20 protein-coding genes are annotated in these 19,010 nt (G+C 37.9%); 14 read left to right on the top strand and 6 right to left on the bottom strand.

Going from position 1 to position 19,010, the window contains the following annotated elements:
• Positions 1 to 238 precede the first annotated feature (238 nt).
• The 3 genes from IGI79_RS12350 to IGI79_RS12340 all read right to left on the bottom strand — a co-directional run bounded on the left by IGI79_RS12350 (position 239) and on the right by IGI79_RS12340 (position 2,223).
• The gene (locus IGI79_RS12350; protein WP_065096618.1) at positions 239 to 1,267 is read right to left on the bottom strand and encodes a peptidylprolyl isomerase; all 1,029 of its coding nucleotides are present in this window, start codon (positions 1,265 to 1,267) and stop codon (positions 239 to 241) included.
• A 181-nt stretch (positions 1,268 to 1,448) separates the two neighbouring features.
• Positions 1,449 to 1,796, bottom strand: a complete 348-nt coding sequence (locus IGI79_RS12345; protein ID WP_438846034.1) for a YtxH domain-containing protein — start codon at positions 1,794 to 1,796, stop codon at positions 1,449 to 1,451.
• Positions 1,789 to 2,223: an HIT family protein gene (locus tag IGI79_RS12340; protein ID WP_065096620.1), complete on the bottom strand. Its 435-nt coding sequence runs from the start codon at positions 2,221 to 2,223 to the stop codon at positions 1,789 to 1,791. Before IGI79_RS12340 ends, IGI79_RS12345 begins: the two co-directional genes overlap by 8 nt.
• 135 nt (positions 2,224 to 2,358) lie before the next feature.
• Here IGI79_RS12340 and IGI79_RS12335 point away from each other — a divergent pair, with 135 nt between their 5' ends.
• The 4 genes from IGI79_RS12335 (at position 2,359) to trmB (ending at position 6,146) form a co-directional block, all read left to right on the top strand.
• Positions 2,359 to 3,096 (top strand): ABC transporter ATP-binding protein, encoded by a 738-nt coding sequence (locus tag IGI79_RS12335; protein ID WP_065096621.1) that lies wholly within the window; start codon positions 2,359 to 2,361, stop codon positions 3,094 to 3,096.
• Entirely contained in the window at positions 3,089 to 4,300 is a 1,212-nt protein-coding gene (locus IGI79_RS12330; RefSeq protein ID WP_065096622.1) for an ABC transporter permease, read from the top strand. Before IGI79_RS12335 ends, IGI79_RS12330 begins: the two co-directional genes overlap by 8 nt.
• A gap of 301 nt (positions 4,301 to 4,601) precedes the next feature.
• Positions 4,602 to 5,381 (top strand): phosphotransferase family protein, encoded by a 780-nt coding sequence (locus IGI79_RS12325; protein ID WP_019722623.1) that lies wholly within the window; start codon positions 4,602 to 4,604, stop codon positions 5,379 to 5,381.
• 114 nt (positions 5,382 to 5,495) lie between these two features.
• A complete protein-coding gene (trmB, locus tag IGI79_RS12320) occupies positions 5,496 to 6,146 on the top strand; it encodes a tRNA (guanosine(46)-N7)-methyltransferase TrmB (protein WP_065096623.1) in 651 nt (216 codons plus the stop codon).
• 52 nt (positions 6,147 to 6,198) lie between these two features.
• Here the strand turns inward: trmB and ade are convergent, their stop codons facing one another.
• Entirely contained in the window at positions 6,199 to 7,938 is a 1,740-nt protein-coding gene (gene ade / locus IGI79_RS12315) for an adenine deaminase (protein ID WP_195274495.1), read from the bottom strand.
• 130 nt (positions 7,939 to 8,068) lie between these two features.
• Between ade and comGA the strand changes: the two genes are divergently transcribed.
• The 9 genes from comGA to IGI79_RS12270 all read left to right on the top strand — a co-directional run bounded on the left by comGA (position 8,069) and on the right by IGI79_RS12270 (position 14,138).
• Positions 8,069 to 8,995, top strand: a complete 927-nt coding sequence (gene comGA / locus IGI79_RS12310) for a competence type IV pilus ATPase ComGA (RefSeq protein WP_065096625.1) — start codon at positions 8,069 to 8,071, stop codon at positions 8,993 to 8,995.
• On the top strand, positions 8,952 to 10,001 hold the full coding sequence (comGB, locus tag IGI79_RS12305; protein WP_065096626.1) for a competence type IV pilus assembly protein ComGB: 1,050 nt from the start codon (positions 8,952 to 8,954) through the stop codon (positions 9,999 to 10,001). Before comGA ends, comGB begins: the two co-directional genes overlap by 44 nt.
• A complete protein-coding gene (comGC, locus tag IGI79_RS12300; RefSeq protein WP_010734198.1) occupies positions 9,998 to 10,279 on the top strand; it encodes a competence type IV pilus major pilin ComGC in 282 nt (93 codons plus the stop codon). The genes comGB and comGC overlap by 4 nt, the downstream gene beginning before the upstream one ends.
• Positions 10,260 to 10,727, top strand: a complete 468-nt coding sequence (gene comGD / locus IGI79_RS12295; protein ID WP_081277458.1) for a competence type IV pilus minor pilin ComGD — start codon at positions 10,260 to 10,262, stop codon at positions 10,725 to 10,727. Before comGC ends, comGD begins: the two co-directional genes overlap by 20 nt.
• 58 nt (positions 10,728 to 10,785) lie before the next feature.
• On the top strand, positions 10,786 to 11,019 hold the full coding sequence (locus IGI79_RS12290) for a hypothetical protein (RefSeq protein WP_065096628.1): 234 nt from the start codon (positions 10,786 to 10,788) through the stop codon (positions 11,017 to 11,019).
• Positions 11,003 to 11,428 (top strand): competence type IV pilus minor pilin ComGF, encoded by a 426-nt coding sequence (gene comGF, locus IGI79_RS12285; protein ID WP_267472076.1) that lies wholly within the window; start codon positions 11,003 to 11,005, stop codon positions 11,426 to 11,428. The genes IGI79_RS12290 and comGF overlap by 17 nt, the downstream gene beginning before the upstream one ends.
• The gene (gene comGG / locus IGI79_RS12280; RefSeq protein ID WP_195274493.1) at positions 11,400 to 11,753 is read left to right on the top strand and encodes a competence type IV pilus minor pilin ComGG; all 354 of its coding nucleotides are present in this window, start codon (positions 11,400 to 11,402) and stop codon (positions 11,751 to 11,753) included. The genes comGF and comGG overlap by 29 nt, the downstream gene beginning before the upstream one ends.
• Positions 11,754 to 11,924: 171 nt before the next feature.
• Positions 11,925 to 12,932, top strand: coding sequence for a class I SAM-dependent methyltransferase (locus IGI79_RS12275; protein WP_195274492.1), 1,008 nt, complete (start codon positions 11,925 to 11,927; stop codon positions 12,930 to 12,932).
• 24 nt (positions 12,933 to 12,956) lie between these two features.
• Positions 12,957 to 14,138 (top strand): acetate/propionate family kinase, encoded by a 1,182-nt coding sequence (locus tag IGI79_RS12270; protein ID WP_062806107.1) that lies wholly within the window; start codon positions 12,957 to 12,959, stop codon positions 14,136 to 14,138.
• Between the two features lie 192 nt (positions 14,139 to 14,330).
• On the opposite strand, the gene IGI79_RS12265 is transcribed toward IGI79_RS12270, so the two are convergent.
• Together IGI79_RS12265 and IGI79_RS12260 are read right to left on the bottom strand one after the other, a co-directional pair.
• The gene (locus IGI79_RS12265) at positions 14,331 to 15,314 is read right to left on the bottom strand and encodes a LacI family DNA-binding transcriptional regulator (RefSeq protein WP_071867717.1); all 984 of its coding nucleotides are present in this window, start codon (positions 15,312 to 15,314) and stop codon (positions 14,331 to 14,333) included.
• Between the two features lie 12 nt (positions 15,315 to 15,326).
• Complete coding sequence (locus tag IGI79_RS12260) at positions 15,327 to 16,805, bottom strand: sucrose-6-phosphate hydrolase (protein WP_195274490.1); 1,479 nt, start codon at positions 16,803 to 16,805, stop codon at positions 15,327 to 15,329.
• Positions 16,806 to 17,035: 230 nt separating this feature from the next.
• Here IGI79_RS12260 and IGI79_RS12255 point away from each other — a divergent pair, with 230 nt between their 5' ends.
• Entirely contained in the window at positions 17,036 to 18,988 is a 1,953-nt protein-coding gene (locus IGI79_RS12255) for a sucrose-specific PTS transporter subunit IIBC (protein ID WP_104776317.1), read from the top strand.
• Positions 18,989 to 19,010 lie beyond the last annotated feature (22 nt).

The raw sequence follows: 19,010 nt of genomic DNA, 5'->3' as shown, positions 1-19,010 counted from the left end.
TTCCGAAGAGGGGACTTTTGTTCCCGTCATTTATTCGCTTTTAGATGGTTCGAATGGATTATTACTCCAAACATTTTTATGAACCCAAATAATTTTTCATTTTCCGTTAGCAGAGACGGATAATGAGAACTTATCGTATTCAAAAAAAGTGGTTTAGGATGAGTTTTATCATCCTAAACCACTTTTTTAATACTTTCTCTAGCATTCATTTTTAAATGCCTAGACGCGCGTATAGTGCTTATTCGTTTGTTGATTCAGTCGTACTTTGCTCTGTTTCAGATGCTTCAGTAGAATCAGTTGATTTTGTTTCAGAAGTCTTTGTTTCTGAGCTTTCTGTTGCTGAGTCTTCAGTTGAAGATGTACTTGTCGTAGCTGAAGTAAATGGTGTCAAGATGTTTTGGAATGCGTCATCTTTGATTTTTACATTCGCTTCTTTTAGTTCTTCACCGATTACTTTTGTTGTAAATTCGCTGTCATTTACTTTTGCTTGAGTCGCAATTTCTTCTAATTGATCTTTGAATTTATCCATGTCGTTTCCTTTATCTTGGTTTTTCACCATTTTAACGACATAGTATTCTGTTGCATAAGTAGAAGGATTTGTTGCAGTGATCACATCTGAGATCTCACCGTCTTTAAGTTTGAAAGCTGCTTCTTTTACTTCAGATGGAACAGTTTGTGTTTCTGAGTCAAACTTGATATTACCACCATCGTCTTTAGTTGTATCTGTTGATTTTTCTTTTGCTAGTTCTTCGAAATCTTTGCCGTCATCAGCTGATTTCTTAACTTCTTTTGCTTCGTCTTCACTAGCAACTTTGATGATTTGTGCTTCTACTTCTGGATGGAATGTTTCCCAAGTTTTCTTCAAGTCTTCATCTGTCAATTTCACATGAGATTCGATCCCAGCTTTAAAGACAAGATTATTACGAAGGAATTCTTTGTAGCTTTCTTCTGTAAATCCAGCAGATTCTAATTGTGTTTCGAAGCTGTCACCATAAGTTTCTTTTGTTTTATTATATTCAGCATCTACTTCTTTATCTGAAACTTTATCGTTGTATTTGCTATTGAATACATCATAGATGACCATTTGTTGAAGTAATTGTTGGTTTGCTGATTCAGATTTTGCTTTTTCATAAAAATCAGCGACGGTGATTGTACCGCCTTTCATGGTTACGATATCCTTATTTGTATCCCCGCCACCAGAACAAGCTGCTAGTGTTAGAATAGCTAACGCACTTGTCGCAGCTAAAATTATTTTTTTCTTTTTCATTTAAGTTTTGCACTCCTGTAATTTATTATTGGTTTTCACAAATATTACTATACCATATCTATGAGCGAATAAAAACGTTCTAACTGATAGTTTCAAACAAAATTCAAATTTTTGTCACATTCCACTCAACTTGGTACATGAAAAAGACACATAGATATCAAAAGTGCTTGTTTTTGCGTCATTATTGCACGTCTGTCAAGGCTTCAGGTAAATGTGCCGAAAGTTTTTCCACTTGCTCTTGGATTTGTGTAACTCGTGGTTCTGCTTGGAATTTGAAATTTTCAATGTCTTTTTCGATTGATTCTTGAAAAGATGGAATAACAGTTTCAGCTGTTCTTTTTGTTTCAGATAACGCCTGCTTAAAATGATTCAAGCTGTTATTTAACTCGTTGGTCAATTCAGTTGCTTCATCTAATTCTGCAATCAATTTCTTTCTGGTCTCATTTCCACTGCGTGGGGCAAATAATAGTCCCGCTGCTGCACCAGTAACAGCACCGAATACTAATCCTTTTAGAAAATTTTTAACCATGAACTGTCACCTGCTCTTTGATTTTTTCTTGGATAGCCGTCATTTCTTCCGCTGTATAATCTGCTTGATGATTTCCAAAGTGAATGGAGAAGTCATCTTTTTTGCTATAACGCGGAACTAAATGGAAATGGGAATGAAAAACGGTTTGATAGGCTAGTTCTCGGTTATTATTGATAATATTTAACCCTTCCATTTCCGGAAATGCTTTTTCAATAGAACGAGCAATTTTGGGGATGCGAGCAAAGACATCACTGGCTAATTCTTCGTTATATTCAAAGATATCAGTTACGTGTTCTTTAGGAATAATCAATGTATGACCTTTGGTTGATTGAGAGATATCTAAGAACGCATAGATTTTCTCGTCTTCATAGATTTTATAGCTAGGGATCTCTTGCTTGATGATTTTACAAAAAATACAATTGTCCATATAAAAACACCTTTCTTCTATTCAAGTTTCGTTACCTCAACTTTAACATAAGTTCATGAGAATGCACGTAAAAAATAATTGGAGGTGATTTGCTTCGTGGTATAATGAAGACAGTATATTAACGGAGGAAGAAATATGAGTTTAAAAATCGAACATGTAACAGGAGGCTATGGTCATTTACCTGTTTTGAAAGATATCAGTTTTAACGTTCAGCCTGGAGAAATGGTTGGGTTGATTGGTTTGAATGGAGCAGGGAAAAGTACCACGATCAAGCATATTATCGGCTTGCTTGAACCAACGAAAGGCAAAATAGAGATCAATCAATTATCCCTTAAAAAGGATGTAGAAAATTACCGTAAACAAATTGGTTATATTCCAGAAACACCTTCATTATATGAAGAACTTACTTTAAAAGAACACATTGAAGTAACGGCGATGGCTTATAACATTCCAATGGATATCGCGATGAAACGGGCAGAAAAGTTGTTACACACATTTCGTTTGTCCAATCGGTTAGAGTGGTTTCCAGCGAATTTTTCAAAAGGAATGAAACAAAAAGTCATGATTTTGTGTGCTTTTTTGATTGAACCATCTTTGTATATCATTGATGAACCTTTTCTAGGGCTAGATCCGTTAGCAATCAATGCCTTGTTGGAATTAATGGTCGAGATGAAAAATGAAGGGTCTGGTATTTTGATGTCTACGCATATTTTAGCCACTGCTGAAAAATATTGTGACCGTTTTGTCGTTCTTCATGAAGGAGAGATCAGAGCAGATGGAACGTTAGAAGAGTTGCAAACTGCTTTTAGAATGCCAGAAGCATCCTTAGATGAAATCTACATCGCGTTGACGAAGGAGCAAGGTTATGAATGATTTTTTTCAAAAAAGACTAGCAAAACATCATAAAAAAATGATGAAATACTTACGCTATGTATTCAACGATCATTTTGTATTAGTCTGTTTGTTTTTGATTGGGGGGCTAGGACTTTATTATTCTAACTGGCTAAAAACACTGGAGGCTCCTTTTTCGCTTGGAGGTATCGTCGTCTCGTTGATTTGGTTGATTTGCTTGGCCGTTGGGAAAATCGCAACTTTTGCGGAACCAGCAGATTTAGTTTTTCTTCTACCAAAAGAAAACGAGATGAAAGGATACTTGCAACGAGCTTTTCGTTATTCTTGTCTTTTCCCGATGGTTTTTCTAGGATTAGTGTGCGGATTTGCGATGCCGTTAGTCGTTGTTTCAACGCAACAACCATTTTCGCTGTTTTTTGTTTATTTACTTATACTATGGAGTTTGAAATCTAGTCATTTACAGCTGAAACGAACAGATTTTTATCGTTTGGAAGAAACACGTAAAAATCTTTTTAAATATGGCTGGTGGGTCTCGTCATTTGGTATCTTACTTCTCTCTTTTTATGGGAATATTTGGTTGGGACTGATTCTTTCATCAGTTCAAGCGGGGATCTATTATTGGTTCTTATGGAGAAATCTGTCCGCTCATTTAGACTGGGAAAAAATGATCCAATTAGAAAAACAACGTTTGCACCAAATCTATCAGTTCATCAATTTGTTTACAGATGTGCCGGAGATCACCGCGAAAGTCAAAAGACGCCGTTATCTTGATCCTGTGTTACAAGGAATCAAGAAAGAAACGAAAAACACGTATCTTTATTTGTTTGCTCGACGTTTTGCTAGAGGGTCAGATTTTATTGGCTTGTATGTACGTTTGACAGTGATCGGCTCGATTATTATCGCCGGAATCAACGATCTATACTTTACTTTAGGTATTGGTTCATTATTTCTATATTTGATTGGCTTTCAGTTATTACCGTTATACAGTCAGTTTCGCTATATGATCTTGGTCCAATTGTATCCTATCCCAGAGAGTCAAAAAAGTGGAGCGCTCCAACGTCTTTTGACGTGGTTATTGACTTTTGTTGCTGTTTTATTTGGAGTGATTGCTGCTGTTGTTCTTGATGGAAATGAGAGATGGCTACCTATCTTGGTCTATCTTGTTGTCAACGGACTCTTGATCAAATGGTACGTGCCATCGCGGATCAAGAAGATTGCGGAGTAGCCTTGAGAAATCAAACAGAAAAATTTTATTATTTTACGAGAATAGATCACAAGAATTGTGGGGAAGTCCGAAATTACTTTATGTTTTTTCGAACTTTCCTATTCTTTTTCATGGTCAAAAAAGGATGCACTAAACCTTATGAATAGGAAGAAATCACTAGGGACTTTTTTTATTTTGATAAAAGTTGGTTTTTTAGAAGGCAAAACATAGAAAAAGAACGTATATGTGCTTGACGTTCAAGACTTGGGCGACTAGAATAATAGATACTGCAAACATATAGTAGAGGACGGGAGAATGCGCGATGGAGTTTCAGTTAGACCAAGAGTGGCGGTTACGCCCCATCAAAGGTGACACAGGAAAAACATACATAGGCATGCGTGATAAAGACAAAGTTTTTATCAAGAGGAACACAACGCCAATGCTCGCTGCACTCTCTCGTGAAGGCATTACGCCTAAATTAGTGTGGACTAAGCGAACAGGAGATGGCGATACCTTGACCGCACAAGAATGGCTGGAAGGCCGCTTGTTGACGCCTAGTGAGATTGGTCAAAGAAATGATGTCATTGATGTACTGTATCATCTACATCATTCGACATCTTTAAAAACGATGCTATCTCGAATCGGTGGTAGGGTAATGACCCCTCAAAAAATGCTCCAATATTATGAACAAGATTTACCCGATAGCTTAAAAAACAATCAATTTTTGCAACTCGTTTATCGCTATTTGTGCCAACAAGTTCCTTCGGTAGACAAGGAAAAATTAGCGGTCGTGCATGGAGATGTCAATCATCGGAATTGGTTAGTCTGTAAAAATTATTTATATTTAGTTGATTGGGATTCAATCATGTTCGCTGATCCAGCGGTAGATATCGCGACTATTTTAGGAAATTACGTGCCATTGTCTAGTTGGAATCAGTGGTTGATCAGCTACGGTATCCGACCAACAGATGAAATTTTAGAAAAACTACATTGGTATGCGGTGATGAACCTATTACAAGAAATCACACGCTACTGCAAACGTGAAGATTATCGACGAATGAATGAAGAGATTTTACAACTCAAACGAATTTTTAGTGGTTAAGCTCGGATATTCAGTTGATTTTTTTATTTTTAGGGGTAATACCAATAGCGGTGTACAATAAATTCAGTGAAATACAAGGAACAATCTTTTATAGGAATAGAGAGGAAGAAAAAGATGCGTGTTCGCAACCGACCAAATGCAGCAGAAATGCTAGCCGCTCATCCAGAGATCGTCATCAGTGAGCCAACAAAATGGCGTGGAAAATGGAAAGAATTATTTGGTAATGATCAACCAATCCATATTGAGATCGGCATGGGAAAAGGACAGTTTATTACTGGGATGGCCAAAGCTCATCCAGAAATCAATTATATCGGGATCGAAATGCAAGTGAGTGTCGTATCCATTGCTTTAGACAAAGTATTGGAAGAACCACTGCCTAATTTAAGATTATTGCATGTAGATGGTTCCGCTTTGACTGAGTACTTTTCAGAGAGTGAGATCGATCAGATTTATTTGAATTTTTCAGACCCATGGCCTAAAAAGAGACATGAAAAACGGCGCTTGACGTATCGTACATTTTTAGCTGTTGACGAAGAGATCCTAAAACCAAATGGCGAAATTCATTTCAAAACAGATAATCAAGGATTGTTTGAATATTCGTTGGCTAGCTTTTCACAATACGGGATGCGTCTAAAAAAAGTCTGGCTTGATTTACATCAAAGTGATTTTGAAGACAATATCATGACAGAATATGAAGAGAAGTTTTCTTCTCGAGGACAACGGATCTATCGTGTGGAAGCACAGTTTGTGGACAAAACCAAATAGAAAAAAGAAGAGAGTAGGAACTGTAAGTTCTTGTCTCTTCTTTTTTATTTTTTTAGTCTTGTTGATCACAGACTGGGATCAAATCAAATTTTGAAAAAGAGAAGAGCCCCATATCAGTGATTTTCAATTCAGGAATAACTGATAATGTTAGAAATGAAAGTGTCAAGAATGGATCGAATGCTTCACTTGCGCCTAAATGATGCGCTTGGTCAGTCAAGTTCAGTAATTGCTGATTAACTGTTTCATAAGATTCAAGTGACATCAAACCGCCAATAGGTAATGGTAAACAAGCTAATTCAGTTTGTTGATCTACAACAATCATCCCGCCGCCTTTTTGGATTAATTGTTCAGCAGCGTAGCACATATCTTCATCATTTGTTCCTACAACGACGATATTATGTGAATCGTGAGCCACCGTAGTAGCTAAGGCCCCCCTTTTTAGTTGGAATCCTTTGACAATTCCTAGACCAATATTTCCTGTAGCATGATGTCGTTCGATGACAGCAATCTTTAGTTGATCATCTGCCACTGAAGGAGTGAAAGAACCGTTCTCGACTTGGACTTGCTCCAATAAATCATTTGTCAGTAAACTATTTGGAATGATCTCGATGACATGAGCGGTTGTTGAAGATAAAGCTAGTTCCAAAGAGTGTGGACCAAATGGTGCAACCGCCATTTTCGGTAACACATCGATGGCTGGCTGATTTTTTGCTTCTGTAAGATCAGGAACCAACTGTCCATCTAGAACAACCGTTTTACCTTGATGGAATACGGTATTGATCGGCAACTTATTCAAGTCATCTGTTAAGAAAAAGTCTGCCTGATAGCCTGGCGCTACTGCCCCTAAATGTTGTAAGCCAAAGCATTCTGCTGCATTTAATGAAGCCATCTGGATCGCTTGTAGTGGGGCCATCCCCGCCAAGATTGCTTGGCGAACAATGTGATCGATGGAACCTTCTGCTACAAGATCATCGATCAATTTATCATCGGTCACGAATAAACAGCGACGTGAATTGTCAGGTGTGATAGCAGGTAAGAGTGCCTGTAGATCTTTCGCGACGGTTCCTTCTCGAACCATCAAATACATACCTAGCGCTAAACGTTCCTCCGCTTCTTGGGCGGTCGTTGCTTCGTGGTCTGTACGAATGCCCGCAGTTAAATAAACGTTTAAGTCGTCCCCGTTGATTCCTGCGGCGTGGCCATCGATTTTTTTGTTCTTTTGATGCATCAGCTGTAATTTATCGATAATCGTTTGCTCATTTGAAGCGACTGCCTGATAGTTCATTACTTCAGCTAGACCAAGTACTTCAGGATACTCAAGAAAAGGAGCAAGTGCTTTTGCATCTAAGACAGCGCCACTTGTTTCAAATGGTGTGACAGGTACACAAGAAGGCAGCATGATAAATATATTCATCGGCGTTTCTTTCGCATCTGCTAACATAAATTCAAGACCCAAACTTCCAGCTACATTTCCGATTTCGTGAGGGTCAGTTACTACTGTTGTCACACCATGTAATAGAGAGATTTTCGCAAACTCTTTAGGTGCTAACAGAGAACTTTCGATATGCACATGACCATCGATCAGACCAGGAACTAAATACTGTCCTTTTGCATCATAGATAGTCGTACCTTCGTATTCCCCAATACCTACGATTCTTCCGTCGCAGACAGCGACATCACCCTCCATGATTGTTTTCGTAAAGACGTTGACGATTTTTGCATGTTTGATAACTAAATCAGCGGGTTGTTTTTTTCCTGCAACTGCAATGTGTTTGTTTAAGTGCGAATCCACTCTGAAACCTCCCCAAATAAATTTTTACTAGTATAACATAAATTCGGATTTAACCTATGATTTTCATTAAATTTTGTAAAAATAAACGATTCATCTTAAAAAGACGTATATTTTCTTGGAGGGCAAAGAAATGAAGATAAAAGATTTAGCAAATGAGATCATTTATGGAGGAGCTAAAAATAAAGTGCAAGATATCTATATTTTGCCATATGTAGAAGATTTTAAGGTTTATTTTCGTACAGGTAAAAGACGAACATTCCAAAAATCGATCTCCCTTGAGATTGGACAACAATTGATCGCTAGTTTTAAGTACCTGGGACAAATGGATATCGGTGAAAGAAGAAAAGCACAACTAGGCTCACTGACTTATTTAGTGGATCAACGAATGATAAGGTTAAGACTCTCGTCCGTAGGTGATTATTTACAAAGAGAGAGCTTAGTCATCCGAATACTCTATGCGTTGAGTGAAAAAAGTTTTCGCTGTTTTGTCCCCAAAGACTTGCAAGTTATTGAGCGGAGTACGAACAACCGTGGATTGTTTTTGTTTAGTGGGCCGGTCGGTTCTGGTAAAACGTCCTTGATGTATCACCTTGCTCGTAGGAATGAGGAACAAGTAATCACGATCGAGGACCCAGTAGAAATTGAAGAGCCATTGTTTTTACAGTTGCAAGTCAATGAAAAAATCGATCAGACTTATGATCAGCTATTAAAACTAGCCTTACGTCATCGTCCTGATTTATTGATTGTCGGTGAAATCAGAGATAAAAAGACAGCAGATGCAGCGATTCGGGCAGCGTTGACGGGCCATCGTGTATTTGCTACCGTCCATGCACGAGATTTCAAGGGGACTGTGGCAAGGATGAAAGAACTAACGAGAAACGATGGATTTGACGAATGTTTGTCCGGCGTTATCTATCAAGAGTTGCTGCCTGATTTTAATGAACAACTGACGGCATTGTGGTCTTATTGTTTTTCTGACAATGAAATCGAAAGAAAAGAATGGAGAGCTAGCTATGAAGAGGCACAAAAAAATGTTTGGCAATCCTATCCATTTTAAAAAGATGGATCACAAACAACAAACTCGTTTTATCCAAACGATCGGTGAGTTACTCTTGAATGGCTTTAGTTTACAGCAAGCAATTGATTTATTGGAATTACTGCAACTGATACCACAAGTTTATGTCCATTTCGCTAAAAGAAATCTTCAAGCTGGCGAATCTTTTCATTTTGTCCTTCAGCAATTGGGATTTAAGCAAGAGCAACTCGTACAGGTGGAACTGGCAGAAGTCCATGGAAATTTAGTCGAAACTTTAAAGGGCATCGCTGAACAATTTCAATTGATTGAACAATTTCGAAGAGAATTAAAAAAGGTCATCAGCTATCCACTGGTATTGTTGGTCTTTTTAGTCGGCATTTTAGTCAGTCTACGTGAGCTCGTCTTGCCACAATTGCTTCAGACCGACATGGTCACCACGACACATTGGGGGATTCGATTGCTTCAAACAAGTCATTGGCTATTCTTAGGTGCCGTTGGTAGTAGTATTTTTTGTGGTTCAATGATTTTTTTTCGCTTGAAAAAGTGGGAAGTTGTCAAGAGAAGTGAGTGGATCAGTAAGCAATGGATGATAGGAAAGATCTATCGTTCCTATCAATCAGCTTATCTAGCACTAGAAATAGGCAAACTATTTTATGAAGGCCTCGACTTGAAACAAATTATTCGCTGTTTGAAAGAAACTAAAGAAGGAAGTTTGGTTCAGTCTTTAGCGTATCAATTAATGGAAGGACTCGAACTAGGTATTCCTTTGGCGCAACAATTTGAGCAATACGGTTTTTTGACGACCGAGTTTAGTCGAATCGTACTGCAAGGAGAAGCCAAAGGAAGTTTAGGCAAAGAATTATTGTTTTACAGTGATTTGACACGTAAAGAATTTTTTCAAAAGATCCATCGTTGGTTGCACTGGGTCCAACCAGTCCTTTTCTTAGGAATTGCTGTATTGATTTTGCTGATTTATGCGGCTATCTTGTTGCCAGTATATGGAAATATCGAGGAGGTTCTAAAATGAAGAATAGAAAAAGAATGGCTCGTCTAAAAGGTTTTACACTGATTGAAATGTTGATCGTCTTACTCGTCATTAGTGCGTTAGTTTTACTATTTATCCCCAATATTTCTCGTTATCGTGATCATGTCAATAAGGAAGGTCGTGAAGCAGTTATGCAACTGATTGATGCTCAAAGTGAACTTTACGCATTACAAAATGATGGAAAGATCCCAAGTATTGATGAGCTATTACGAGAAGGATACATCAAACAGGAACATGCCGATGCATATCGCAAGAACTAATAAATACCTCACCGAAGCTTACACTTTAGCAGAAACGATCATTGTCTTGATTGTCTCCCTTGCTTTCTTTATCTTTCCTGTCCTCTCATTCCATTCTTTAGAAAAAGAACAATCGATCCATCGTTTTTTTGATCAGCTAGAAAAAAGGATCGATCTCGTACAACAAAGTGCTATTATCCATCAACAAGCTACTCGTTTTTATTATGATCCAAAGTGCCATAGTCTTTTATTTGAGGTGCCTCCTTACTCATCAATGGAGTGGCAAGTATTGCCGATCCCTGAAGCTTTGACCATCCAACGTCATGCACCGATTACTTATGCTGCGAAGACAGGGAACGAAAGCTCGTTGAAGGCGTATGAATTTTATTGGCCAGAAAAGAAACAAAGAATCATTTACCAATTCCAACTAGGCGGTGGTCGTTATATCAAAAGAATCCAATCTAGCTAGCTTTGTACTGCTTGAATCATTAACCGCGCTAATGATCACAGCCATGAGTATTTATATTATGAGTTCTGGTAATTTGTTCTTGATCCAACAAGAACAAACTAAAGACCGAGAAATTCTTCTATTGAGGACATTGTATGAAGACGTGAGAAACTATCGTAGATATGGAGAGTTGCCGACAAGACCAGTAGAGTGGGAGCGGGGAACTACAGTAATCGATACGCAAAGCCAGAGAATAAGAAAAGTTTCAATCAATGATGGAAATGAAGTGATCGCTATTGAACGGAAGAAATAAAGTATCTGCTTTTACAATGATTGAATGTCTGATTGCATTACTTATTCTAAATACGATTCTTTTATCATTTGGTCTCTTTATTCGACAAAGCGAAAAGTTGAATACATTTTTTCAAAAAGACGAACAAACAGAATGGTTAATTTTCTTAGCTCAATTCGAAAACGAACTTGCTTCAAGTCAACGTATTTCGATCATTGAGAATCGCTTATATTATGAAAACGAGAAAACGTTCGTCATAGAAGGCTATCAGCAAATGATCAGAAAACGTGGAACTGCTGGTGGCCATCAGCCTATGCTGACAGGTGTTAAGCGTGTCCAATTCAAAGAAGAAGATCAAGTGATTTTACTGCATGTTGAATTTATGAATGGAGATAACAAGTATGGTATTTGGACAAAGCAAAAAACATAAGCGGTTAAAAGGAAATGTGTTGTTTTCGACCTTGGCTCTTTTTCTATTATGTATATTCTTCATGCAAGGATTACTTGAAAGTTATCGTCTAAAAATAGACAGTTATTTACGCATCAAAAAATATTACCAAGCAAAGATCATCAAGCAAATGTTTATGATGGAATCCAATCAGTTGGAAGAGCAAGGCAAAGGGGAGTATGATTACAATGTAGGCACGGTCCAGTATACAGTCAAACAGGACCTAGTGGAGCTAGTAATAACTGTTTCACCTTTCCAATTTGAATTTACAGAGCGAGTCATTGATACAGATAATACTACAGATTAAGAGGTTCCAAAGCAATAACCGTTCTTTTCTGTAATACAGCTGTTTTGAAGGTGTTGAATGTTCGCTATTTCACAAAGAAAAAGGATGAAAACGATTGAAATTTTAGCGATTGTTCGTTAGAATTAAACAGGTAAAATAATTGTTATAATATATCTAGAAATGAGGCGCACGATGTTACCAGAAAAAATGGAACAAGGGTTTGAGCAAAACCTGGAAGCTATTCAGCTTTTACAAAACGCATTGGGAACTTCTTTTTTAGAAGCTTATGTTGAAAATGCCGAAAATTTAAGAGACAACTATCAAGTACGTGTAGTAGATGGTGTACCAAATGAAAAGACAACCCAACAGATCTCAGAGCTTTATCAAAAACTGAGTGAATTATCATTTGAACCGGAAGAGTGGCGTCGTTTATCGCAGTTGCTTTTGTTAAAGGGAAGTCAAACGGAGCACTTACAAGCAAACCATCAATTGACACCAGATAGTATTGGTTTCTTGTTTGTTTTCTTGATCGAACAACTATTCCCTGATCATAAAGAGAAAATCGGTGTCTTGGATATTTCAGCAGGAATGGGCAATTTGTTATTAACAGTTCTTTTAAACCTAAACATTGCTGGATACCATACAGAAGGTTTTGGTGTGGATATCGATGATACACTACTGTCTGTCGCGGCTTCTACAAGTGAGTTGACGCAAGCGAGTGTTCAATACTTTCACCAAGATGGATTACAAGACTTATTGATCGAACCAGTTGATGTCGCTATCAGTGACTTGCCAATCGGCTTTTATCCGAATGATCAAAAAGCGCAAGACTTTTTGACAAGCGCGACAGAAGGTCACAGTTATGCTCATCATCTTTTATTGGAACAGGCAATGAAATACGTCAAGCCAGATGGTTTCGGTTTGTTCTTGATGCCAAGCAATTTCTTGGAGACAGAGCAAAGCGAGTACATTAAAAAATGGTTTAAAGAAGAAGGCTATCTTCAAGGTATGATCCAATTGCCGGATGACTTGTTCCGAAATAAGCAATCACAAAAAAGTATTTTGATTTTACAGAAAAAAGGCAAACAAGCAAAACAAACCAAAGAAGTACTGCTTGTTAAACTTGATTCACTAAAAGAACCAGAGAAGGTGACGAAGTTTTTTAACGAATTTAAAAACTGGAAATCAGCTTCCTTATAACTATTTACCAAAAAGGAGAGTAACATGTCAAAAACAATTGCAATCAATGCTGGAAGTTCAAGTTTAAAATGGCAGTTATACCAAATGCCAGAAGAAACTGTAGTCGCTAAAGGAATCGTTGAAAGAATTGGATTAAATGATTCGATTTTTACAATCAAGTATGGTGAAGGCCAAAAATTTGAACAAATCTTAGATATTGATGATCATGAAGTTGCTGTAAAAATGTTATTAGATCAATTGATCGAATTAAATATTTTAGGCGCATATGATGAAATCACAGGTGTCGGACATCGTGTCGTTCACGGTGGAGAAACTTATGGTGACTCTGTAGTCATTGATGAAGAAGTAATGGCACGCATCCAAGAATTAGCAGAATTTGCGCCATTGCATAATCCTGCCAACTTAATGGGAATCAAAGCATTTAAGAAAATTTTGCCAGATATCCAAAGTGTAGCTGTCTTTGATACGTCTTTCCATGCGACTATGCCGAAACACAATTACTTGTACAGCTTACCAATCGCTTACTACGAAGATTTTAAAGTGAGAAAATATGGGTTCCACGGAACAAGTCACCGTTATGTTTCTGAACGTGCGGCAGACATGTTAGGTAAACCAATCGAAGACTTAAAAATCATTACTTGTCATTTAGGAAATGGTGCTTCAATTACTGCTGTTGACGGTGGTAAATCTGTTGATACATCAATGGGCTTCACGCCATTAGCAGGTGTAACCATGGGTACTCGTTCTGGTGATATCGATCCAGCAATCTTACCTTATCTAATGGAAAAATTATCGATCGATATCAATGAAATGGTTGATATCTTAAACAAAAAATCTGGTCTTTTAGGGTTAACAAATCTATCTAGTGATATGCGTGACCTTGAAAACAATTACGATAAAGAAGAAATCCGTTTGGCTTATGATGTGTTTGTTGACCGTATCCGTAAATATATTGGTGGCTATGTAACAACAATGAACGGCGTTGACGCAATCGTATTTACTGCGGGTATCGGAGAAAATGATGGTCATGTGCGTAACGAAGTGATCAAAGGTATGACATGGTTTGGTTGTGAAATCGATCCAGAATTGAACAAATTACGTGGTGAAGAGTTAGACATCTCAACAAAAGACTCAAAAGTCAAAGTATTAGTCATCCCAACAGATGAAGAATTAATGATTGCACGTGATGTAGAACGCTTGCGTTAATTTGGAAGACGCTAAGAAATTAGTCAGATTAACATAAGGGTTCTAAAAAAAGAGTTGGACATTGTCCAGCTCTTTTTGGTTTTTTGCCTAATTTAAATCAGCTGAACGAAGCTAGAAGCAACGCCCAAGAAAAGTATATCTTCTAGTAATAGGAAAATAGAAGATATACTTTCGTTCAAATCGCTGGTCATCTTATGTCGTGCTTCCTTGGATCAATTTCACTGGTAAGACATAGTTGGATTCAAGTGGTTTTTCTGGATCTTGGATCCGTTGGAGCATTAGGTCGACTAAGATGTCAGCAATATCTGTAATTGGTTGTGCGATGGTCGAGAGCTGTGGGAAATAATTTTGAATCATTTTTGTTCCATCATACCCGATGATTTTTATTTCTTCAGGAATTTTAATATGCAACTCTTGACAGAGATTATAGGCTAAAATAGCAGTTAAATCGTCTGTACAAAATAAAGCATCAATTGTTTCCATTTCTAAAATCCGTTTGATCTCTAAATTTTTTAAAGCAGTTGAGCGGGCAGTAGAATGAAAATGAAACACGTGCGGCTCTAACTGGAATTCTTCCATAAATGCCAAATATCCATTCAATCGTTGATTGGTCGGTGAATTTGATTCTTGGGAGCCAGTTAAGATGGCAATGTTTCTGGCACCTTTTAAATAAAGGTTTTCGGTAGCTAAGTATCCACCACGTAAATTGTCACTACTGATAATTGGAATGCCTTCTGCTAAATAGCGGTCGAAGGAGACAATGGGTAGTTCAATATTTTCGTATTCTTGGATACCCAGATTATGTGCTCCAGCAAGGATACCATCTACTTTGTTTGCAGCTAACATGTTGAGGTAGTTTCGTTCTTTTTCTTTATTGTTTGCACTATCGCATAATATTGAACGGTATCCTAAATCAAATAGCTTACTTTCTAATTGTTCGACTAATTCACCAAAGAAAGGGTTGGCAACTGTAGGAAAAATCAAGCCAATCAATTGGGTGTTTTTTCCTTGAAGAGAACGAGCCAATGAATTGGGTTGATAATTCAATTCTTTCATTGCTTGATTTACTTTATCGATTGTTTTTTGGCTCAATGAGCCATAGTTATTGATGACACGTGATACAGTGGTTGGTGAGACTCCAGCCTTTTTGGCTACATCGGTTAATTTAACAACCATTTAACTTACCCTCTATTCATTCATTTTACGTAACTTCCAAAGCGTTCCTGAGAAGGCATGGTCACATTCGATCAAGAGTGTGGTCTGTTCGCTTGAAGGGAAAATTCGGGCAGTAGCCGTTTGTTTACCGTCATTGATAAAGATTTCGACTACAGAGATATCAACAAAGATTTGTAAAGACAAAGGTTCTTGTGAAATTGTAAATTCTCTTGTGACACCATAATCTTCTGCAAATACTTCTCCTGATAAGCTACGATCTATTTTCATTTTACCATGCCTGCGATCGAAAGAGAGGATCAATCCGTTATTTCCCATGGGATCACTACATAAATGAATTTTTCCACTTTGATTTTCTTTAAACTCTAAGTCGATTTCGTAGCGATTTTGCTCGGTATTTATCTGTGAGACTGATTGATTCAAAGAACATGGCGGATCAATCCGTAATTGACTCATTTCTTTTACAGGACGTTGATGGAGTGTCCCATTTTCGATCGTCAACTCTTTGACGATACTTAAACAATGGGCCCAGCCAAATGGATCAGTCGGATAACTGATTTCAGGCAACCCGATCCAACTAACTGCTAAGGCACGACCATCAGGAGCGTTGAATGCTTGAGTAGCATAAAGATCAAAGCCTTCGTCAAGATTTTTAAGGGTTGAAGGTTGGGTAAGTTGATTCGTTTCGATGTCATAGGCTTCTCCGATGATGTAAGTATTCGGGTATATATTTTGATACTCCAAAATTGACTGTTCTAAGCCTTGTGGACAAAAGAGCAATAGCGCTTTTCCGTCAATGAATACTAAGTTAGGACACTCGATCATAAATCCCATCGATTGTTGCGTAAATTGTAAAGGACCTGCGTAAGACCAAGTGTCTAGATCGGGACTACGGTAAACTAAAATTTCCCCTTGTTTATTTTGATTTTGTGCACCCAACAATAACAAATATTCGTCTTTATAAAAAATCACTTGAGGATCTCGAAATTCTTGTGTATAGCCGTAAGGTGGCTTAGAAATCAGTGGGGTGGTTAATTTGGATAGTTCGCCATTAGGTTGCATCCATGCACCCAACTGATACGAAGTGCGTGCCCAATTTTCATCACGGACATTGCCTGTATAGGCCAAAAATAATTTATCATTAACCGGAAGTGCTGAACCGGAATAGACGCCATGACTATCATATGATGTGCTGGGTAGAAGTTTCAATCCTTCCTCTTGCCAATCGACTAAATTCTTCGAAGTCAAGTGGTACCAAGATTTTAACCCATGAACAGTGCCCATCGGATAAGCTTGGTAAAATAAGTGCCATTTGCCGTTGAAAAAAGAAAAACCATTTGGGTCGTTCAACAAACCAGAAGGTGGTTGAATGTGGTAATCCAAACGCCAAGGAGAATGAGCTACTTGTTCCTTTAACAGTGTTTGATACTCTTGAGGCCACGCCTGATAAGCTTGATAACGTAGTTGACGTGTCCATTTAAAATTATTATTCATAAGTACGACTCCTTGTAAACGTATTCTATTATAGAATAGCTCTAACCAACATCAATGTCAAACGTATATCATTATTGTTGTTTGTTCCATCATTATCTCTAGTTATTTATTATAAAAGATAAGATTTATTTTTGATAAACGTTTGACAATTGTGAAGTGTCGTGGCATACTCAAGCTAGGATAACGGTTACAAAAAAATTGATGTTTAGATTATATAGGGGGGACAAAAAGTGGATTATAAAAAAGTGGCAAAAGAAATCAATGACGCACTAGGGGAAAATAATATCCAAGCTGCCGCACATTGTGCAACTCGTTTGCGTTTAGTATTAAAAGATCAAGCGAAAGTGAATCAAAAGGCACTAGATGCCATTGATGAAGTAAAAGGAACCTTTGAAGCAAACCATCAATTCCAAATCATTATAGGCGCAGGTGATGTGAATAACGTTTACGACGAACTTATCCAGCTGACCGGTACAAAAGAAGCATCGACTGACGATTTGAAAGCGGTAGCACAATCAGGGAAGAAACAGAATCCTTTTATGTCCTTGATCAAAGTACTGTCTGATATCTTCGTACCAATTGTTCCTGCTTTAGTCGCAGGTGGGTTATTGATGGCAATCAATAATGTTTTGACCGCACAAGATCTATTCGGACCACAATCAGTGATTGAGATGTATCCTAATTTAAAAGATGTGACTAGCATTATTAATTTACTGGCTTCTGCTCCATTTGCATTTCTTCCGATCCTAGTAGGTTTTTCAGCAACGCGAAGATTTGGTGGCAATCCTTATCTAGGAGCAGCAATGGCAATGGCGATGGTGATGCCGGAGCTGGTCAATGGGTACAGCGTAGCAAATGCTGTGGCAGAAGGAACAATGCCTTATTGGAATATTTTTGGGTTAAACATTGCTCAAGCAGGTTACCAAGGATCGGTCTTACCAGTTTTAGCTGTTTCATGGATTTTGGCGAATTTAGAGAAATTTTTCCATAAACGTTTACTTAATGCATTTGATTATACATTTACACCGATGTTAGCAATTATCATTACAGGTTTTTTGACATTCGTTGTGGTTGGTCCAGTGATGCAAGCAGTCGGAGACAGCTTAACAGCAGGGTTGAGTTGGTTGTATCAAACAACTGGAGCAATCGGCTTAGGGATTTTTGGTTTGTTCTATTCACCAATCGTGATCACTGGTCTTCATCAAAGTTTTCCAGCAATTGAAACATCTTTATTGGCTGATGTGGCTCGAACGGGAGGAACATTTATTTTCCCAGTTGCTTCAATGGCAAACGTTGGACAGGGTGCAGCCACACTTGCCATCATGTTATTGACTAAAAATACAAAGCAAAAAAGTTTAGCAACTTCTGCTAGCATCTCTGCTTTACTAGGAATTACAGAGCCAGCAATTTTTGGTGTCAATCTAAAATTAAAGTTTCCATTTATTTGTGGAATGATTGCTGCCGGGATCTCCTCCATGTTCATCGGTTTTTTCCATGTACTTGCTATTGCTTTAGGTCCCGCCAGCGTCATCGGCTTTATTTCAATTACGCCTAATCAGATTCCTTTTTTCATGATAGGTATCCTCATCAGTTTACTCGTTGGTTTCACTACAACATATCTTTATGGGAAAAAACATGCATACCTACTTGCTAGTGAAGAACCGGAAACAGCAGATGTACCGAGTGTTGCAAAAGAAGAGGAGGAACGTGTGATAGAAGAAGTAATCGTCGCTCCTGTTTCTGGTGAACTGATATCACTGCAAGCAGTAAATGACCCTGTGTTTTCTCAAGAAATGATGGGGAAAGGAATAGCAATCAGACCAACGGAAGGACTTTTATTTGCTCCAGCCGATGGTGAACTGACTGTTGTTTATGAATCGAAACATGCCTATGGGTTGAAAACAGATGCTGGTGGAGAAATTTTGATCCATATCGGTATTGATACAGTTGAATTAAATGGTCAAGGGTTTTCGACAGAATTTCAGGTAGGAGATAAGGTAAAGAAAGGCCAGCTGTTGGGAAGATTTGATCAGCAAAAGCTCAAGCAGGCCGGTTATGATGATACGGTAATGGTGATTATTACCAATTCTTTGTCGTATGAATCAATTACTCCTGTTACAGAAGGCACAGTAGATAGCAAAGAAAGATTGCTCATGCTACGTTCAAAGACAGAATCTAACTAATAAAAAGCATTGAGAAATTTTT

This window comes from Enterococcus sp. AZ084, from assembly GCF_051714905.1.
GTDB classification, from domain to species: Bacteria; Bacillota; Bacilli; order Lactobacillales; family Enterococcaceae; genus Enterococcus_B; species Enterococcus_B pernyi.
The sequence above is the reverse complement of the archived record's forward strand: the minus strand, read 5'-3'. Positions and strand labels throughout refer to the sequence as shown.

What these genes read in the sequence shown, in the direction of transcription:
- IGI79_RS12350 (WP_065096618.1), bottom strand. Translation starts at nt 1,267, where the DNA reads ATGAAAAAGAAAAAAATAATTTTAGCTGCGACAAGTGCGTTAGCTATT.
- IGI79_RS12345 (WP_438846034.1), bottom strand. Translation starts at nt 1,796, where the DNA reads ATGGTTAAAAATTTTCTAAAAGGATTAGTATTCGGTGCTGTTACTGGT.
- IGI79_RS12340 (WP_065096620.1), bottom strand. Translation starts at nt 2,223, where the DNA reads ATGGACAATTGTATTTTTTGTAAAATCATCAAGCAAGAGATCCCTAGC.
- IGI79_RS12335 (WP_065096621.1), top strand. Translation starts at nt 2,359, where the DNA reads ATGAGTTTAAAAATCGAACATGTAACAGGAGGCTATGGTCATTTACCT.
- IGI79_RS12330 (WP_065096622.1), top strand. Translation starts at nt 3,089, where the DNA reads ATGAATGATTTTTTTCAAAAAAGACTAGCAAAACATCATAAAAAAATG.
- IGI79_RS12325 (WP_019722623.1), top strand. Translation starts at nt 4,602, where the DNA reads ATGGAGTTTCAGTTAGACCAAGAGTGGCGGTTACGCCCCATCAAAGGT.
- trmB (WP_065096623.1), top strand. Translation starts at nt 5,496, where the DNA reads ATGCGTGTTCGCAACCGACCAAATGCAGCAGAAATGCTAGCCGCTCAT.
- comGA (WP_065096625.1), top strand. Translation starts at nt 8,069, where the DNA reads ATGAAGATAAAAGATTTAGCAAATGAGATCATTTATGGAGGAGCTAAA.
- comGB (WP_065096626.1), top strand. Translation starts at nt 8,952, where the DNA reads ATGAAGAGGCACAAAAAAATGTTTGGCAATCCTATCCATTTTAAAAAG.
- comGC (WP_010734198.1), top strand. Translation starts at nt 9,998, where the DNA reads ATGAAGAATAGAAAAAGAATGGCTCGTCTAAAAGGTTTTACACTGATT.
- comGD (WP_081277458.1), top strand. Translation starts at nt 10,260, where the DNA reads ATGCATATCGCAAGAACTAATAAATACCTCACCGAAGCTTACACTTTA.
- IGI79_RS12290 (WP_065096628.1), top strand. Translation starts at nt 10,786, where the DNA reads ATGAGTTCTGGTAATTTGTTCTTGATCCAACAAGAACAAACTAAAGAC.
- comGG (WP_195274493.1), top strand. Translation starts at nt 11,400, where the DNA reads ATGGTATTTGGACAAAGCAAAAAACATAAGCGGTTAAAAGGAAATGTG.
- IGI79_RS12275 (WP_195274492.1), top strand. Translation starts at nt 11,925, where the DNA reads ATGTTACCAGAAAAAATGGAACAAGGGTTTGAGCAAAACCTGGAAGCT.
- IGI79_RS12270 (WP_062806107.1), top strand. Translation starts at nt 12,957, where the DNA reads ATGTCAAAAACAATTGCAATCAATGCTGGAAGTTCAAGTTTAAAATGG.
- IGI79_RS12265 (WP_071867717.1), bottom strand. Translation starts at nt 15,314, where the DNA reads ATGGTTGTTAAATTAACCGATGTAGCCAAAAAGGCTGGAGTCTCACCA.
- IGI79_RS12260 (WP_195274490.1), bottom strand. Translation starts at nt 16,805, where the DNA reads ATGAATAATAATTTTAAATGGACACGTCAACTACGTTATCAAGCTTAT.